Annotated in this window: 4 protein-coding genes and 1 pseudogene; all 5 read right to left on the bottom strand. The window is 35.4% G+C overall.

Annotated features, from left to right (window positions below; genetic code table 11):
- Positions 1–595 (bottom strand): annotated as a pseudogene (locus JV528_RS14605) (protein rep); the annotation flags it as partial.
- 243 nt (positions 596–838) lie between these two features.
- Positions 839–2,101 carry a MobV family relaxase gene (gene mobV / locus JV528_RS14600; RefSeq protein WP_000119405.1) on the bottom strand — a complete coding sequence of 421 codons (1,263 nt, stop codon included), beginning with the start codon at positions 2,099–2,101 and terminating at the stop codon, positions 839–841.
- A 506-nt stretch (positions 2,102–2,607) separates the two neighbouring features.
- The gene (bleO, locus tag JV528_RS14595) at positions 2,608–3,012 is read right to left on the bottom strand and encodes a bleomycin binding protein (protein WP_001242578.1); all 405 of its coding nucleotides are present in this window, start codon (positions 3,010–3,012) and stop codon (positions 2,608–2,610) included.
- Between the two features lie 216 nt (positions 3,013–3,228).
- Positions 3,229–3,990: an aminoglycoside O-nucleotidyltransferase ANT(4')-Ia gene (aadD1, locus tag JV528_RS14590; RefSeq protein WP_001014230.1), complete on the bottom strand. Its 762-nt coding sequence runs from the start codon at positions 3,988–3,990 to the stop codon at positions 3,229–3,231.
- A gap of 168 nt (positions 3,991–4,158) precedes the next feature.
- A partial coding sequence (locus JV528_RS14585; protein ID WP_239477198.1) for a protein rep occupies positions 4,159–4,547 on the bottom strand: 389 nt, incomplete at its 5' end.

Here is a 4,547-nt window from a genome sequence, read left to right as displayed (position 1 = left end):
TTTCCAAAATTGAATCCATTGCAGTGTTATAAAAATAAGTGCTTTCTACACAAACCAACACATGCATGTGTTGGTTATAAGAATTATCTATATTATTTACAGTTACTTCTGTCGCTCGCATAAAACCAACTAAGTTTTTATTAATTTTCTTATATTTCATCATACGATTAAAACCTTTTGACATATCCGATAAACTTTTATTTAATTCAGTACCATCATAAACATTTCTAACGGTCAACGTAAGGAAAAGCCAACGAACTGTTGGTTTTTGTTTGATAACTTCTGCAACAACCTTTTGTGACTGAATACCATGCTTCATTGCTCTCCTCCAGTTGCACATTGGACATAATCGAGATTTACAAAACCACACACGATATAACGTTTTTTCTCCCGTTTCATAACTCACTTTATATTCAAGTACCTCTGCACAATCTTTTACACGTTCAGCCTTTTTAAATTCAAGAATATGCAAGAGTTCAAAATAATCTACATTTGCCATTTTCTTTTCTCGCCAAGGTCTTATTTTTCCACTTTTTGTTTTGTCGATTAGTACACTTGATTTTTCATCTGAATTAATGCTATTATTATTGCACATAATGAATACAGAAACCCCCTATGTAAATTTGTTTTTGTGTGGTAACTTAAACAATAACATAGGGTATTTTTCTGTGCAAGGATTTTTAAAGGTTCATTAACCTTATAAAGCCAATCACACCAACACTTTAAACGCGATGTAAACTATAAAAATAAAAACTTGTTGTTTCTATATGTATCAAGATAAGAAAGAACAAGTTCAAAACCATCAAAAAAAGACACCTTTTCAGGTGCTTTTTTTATTTTATAAACTCATTCCCTGATCTCGACTTCGTTCTTTTTTTACCTCTCGGTTATGAGTTAGTTCAAATTCGTTCTTTTTAGGTTCTAAATCGTGTTTTTCTTGGAATTGTGCTGTTTTATCCTTTACCTTGTCTACAAACCCCTTAAAAACGTTTTTAAAGGCTTTTAAGCCGTCTGTACGTTCCTTAAGGAATTCCTTAGTGCTTTCATAGATTAAACTCACATCACGCTTTAAATCGCTTATTTTAGACTTTAAAGACTTGTTTTCTTCAAGCAACTCATTATAATCATTTACATTTTCATTAAATCGCTCTACAAGACCACTATATTTTTCTTTAACTTGCCCATGTTCTTTACTTAATTTTTTATATTCTCTCGCCATATCAGTACTCATGAGATTTCTAACATGCTGTTTTAACCTATCGTTATCTCTCGCAGCAGTCACTAAGTTTTTATAATCACGCTCCGATATAACAACATTTTTGGTTGGTTTCTTTTCTGTTTTCATTATTTCTTTTCCCAAACCAAACATGGACTTTTCACCCGTTGGCACTTCAACACTTTTCATGTGTCGTTTCGCTGGTACTTCTAAATCTGATTTAACTTTATCGCTATAAGCAGTCCATTCATCTTTTTTAACTGCTAAATTTTTTTCTAGAAAATCAATCTCTTTTTCCAAAGTTTGTTTTTTAAATTTAGCTGTCTCAATATGTTTACGGTCAGAGCCACGTTCACCACGCTTCAACTCAAAACCCTGTTTTTTCATATGCTCGGGGAATTTATCTTGTAGCCATAACAGTTCTTGACGATTAAACACATTTTTTCCTTGCAGTTTTCCATCACGCATAGGCACAACACCTAAATGCATGTGAGGGGTTTGCTCATCATTATGAACTGTTGCATAAGCAATATTTTGCTTGCCATATCGTTCGGAAAATAATTTATAACTTTCCTCAAAAAATCGTTTTTGTTCTCCTGGATCCAGTTGCTCAAAAAAATCTCGGTCAGATGTTACTAGCAACTCATTTACAAGAACAGCATCTTTCCTCGTTTTTCTTGTACCTGTTTTTTGTGATTCAATAATTTCTTTGACACGTTCGTTGTAATCAATATTTTTATCATTTTTCAAATCATAATTTTCACGTGTTCGCTCATGGTCAATATCATCATTCGTTCTACTTTTTCGCTCTCTTTGATTATGAAATTGCATGCCTTTTAGTCCAGCTGATTTCACTTTTTGCATTCTACAAACTGCATAACTCATATGTAAATCGCTCCTTTTTAGGTGGCACAAATGTGAGGCATTTTCGCTCTTTCCGGCAACCACTTCCAAGTAAAGTATAACACACTATACTTTATATTCATAAAGTGTGTGCTCTGCGAGGCTGTCGGCAGTGCCGACCAAAACCATAAAACCTTTAAGACCTTTCTTTTTTTTACGAGAAAAAAGAAACAAAAAAACCTGCCCTCTGCCACCTCAGCAAAGGGGGGGTTTGCTCTCGTGCTCGTTTAAAAATCAGCAAGGGACAGGTAGTATTTTTTGAGAAGATCACTCAAAAAATCTCCACCTTTAAACCCTTGCCAATTTTTATTTTGTCCGTTTTGTCTAGCTTACCGAAAGCCAGACTCAGCAAGAATAAAATTTTTATTGCCTTTCGGTTTTCTAGTGTAACGGACAAAACCACTCAAAATAAAAAAGATACAAGAGAGGTCTCTCGTATCTTTTATTCAGCAATCGCGCCCGATTGCTGAACAGATTAATAATAGATTTTAGCTTTTTATTTGTTGAAAAAAGCTAATCAAATTGTTGTCGGGATCAATTACTGCAAAGTCTCGTTCATCCCACCACTGATCTTTTAATGATGTATTGGGGTGCAAAATGCCCAAAGGCTTAATATGTTGATATAATTCATCAATTCCCTCTACTTCAATGCGGCAACTAGCAGTACCAGCAATAAACGACTCCGCACCTGTACAAACCGGTGAATCATTACTACGAGAGCGCCAGCCTTCATCACTTGCCTCCCATAGATGAATCCGAACCTCATTACACATTAGAACTGCGAATCCATCTTCATGGTGAACCAAAGTGAAACCTAGTTTATCGCAATAAAAACCTATACTCTTTTTAATATCCCCGACTGGCAATGCCGGGATAGACTGTAACATTCTCACGCATAAAATCCCCTTTCATTTTCTAATGTAAATCTATTACCTTATTATTAATTCAATTCGCTCATAATTAATCCTTTTTCTTATTACGCAAAATGGCCCGATTTAAGCACACCCTTTATTCCGTTAATGCGCCATGACAGCCATGATAATTACTAATACTAGGAGAAGTTAATAAATACGTAACCAACATGATTAACAATTATTAGAGGTCATCGTTCAAAATGGTATGCGTTTTGACACATCCACTATATATCCGTGTCGTTCTGTCCACTCCTGAATCCCATTCCAGAAATTCTCTAGCGATTCCAGAAGTTTCTCAGAGTCGGAAAGTTGACCAGACATTACGAACTGGCACAGATGGTCATAACCTGAAGGAAGATCTGATTGCTTAACTGCTTCAGTTAAGACCGAAGCGCTCGTCGTATAACAGATGCGATGATGCAGACCAATCAACATGGCACCTGCCATTGCTACCTGTACAGTCAAGGATGGTAGAAATGTTGTCGGTCCTTGCACACGAATATTACGCCATTTGCCTGCATATTCAAACAGCTCTTCTACGATAAGGGCACAAATCGCATCGTGGAACGTTTGGGCTTCTACCGATTTAGCAGTTTGATACACTTTCTCTAAGTATCCACCTGAATCATAAATCGGCAAAATAGAGAAAAATTGACCATGTGTAAGCGGCCAATCTGATTCCACCTGAGATGCATAATCTAGTAGAATCTCTTCGCTATCAAAATTCACTTCCACCTTCCACTCACCGGTTGTCCATTCATGGCTGAACTCTGCTTCCTCTGTTGACATGACACACATCATCTCAATATCCGAATAGGGCCCATCAGTCTGACGACCAAGAGAGCCATAAACACCAATAGCCTTAACATCATCCCCATATTTATCCAATATTCGTTCCTTAATTTCATGAACAATCTTCATTCTTTCTTCTCTAGTCATTATTATTGGTCCATTCACTATTCTCATTCCCTTTTCAGATAATTTTAGATTTGCTTTTCTAAATAAGAATATTTGGAGAGCACCGTTCTTATTCAGCTATTAATAACTCGTCTTCCTAAGCATCCTTCAATCCTTTTAATAACAATTATAGCATCTAATCTTCAACAAACTGGCCCGTTTGTTGAACTACTCTTTAATAAAATAATTTTTCCGTTCCCAATTCCACATTGCAATAATAGAAAAGCCATCTTCATCTGCTTTTTCTTCATCATCTGTATGTATTAAATCGCCATCTTCTGCGTCATCAAGATTTAATTCCTTATGAATTTCCTTTAATAAACCACCATATGAAATTAATCTTTTTCGATAAAGTCCTTCCTCCAAATCAGCTAAACGCTGCAAATTTCTTTCTTCGTCATCAGTCATAAAATCTGTATCTTTTACTGGATATTTTGCAGTTTCATCAATGGCTGATTTTATATCAGATTTATGTTTATTTTTTGGTCGAATCATTTGGACTTTAACGTTTGGATCATAATCTAATTTCATAGCTCTTTTCCAAAATTGAATCCATT

This window comes from Staphylococcus sp. GDB20D11A, from assembly GCF_016893255.1.
GTDB lineage: Bacteria > Bacillota > Bacilli > Staphylococcales > Staphylococcaceae > Staphylococcus > Staphylococcus aureus.
Note: the sequence above shows the minus strand (reverse complement) of the source record. Positions and strands in the feature narration are given on the sequence as shown.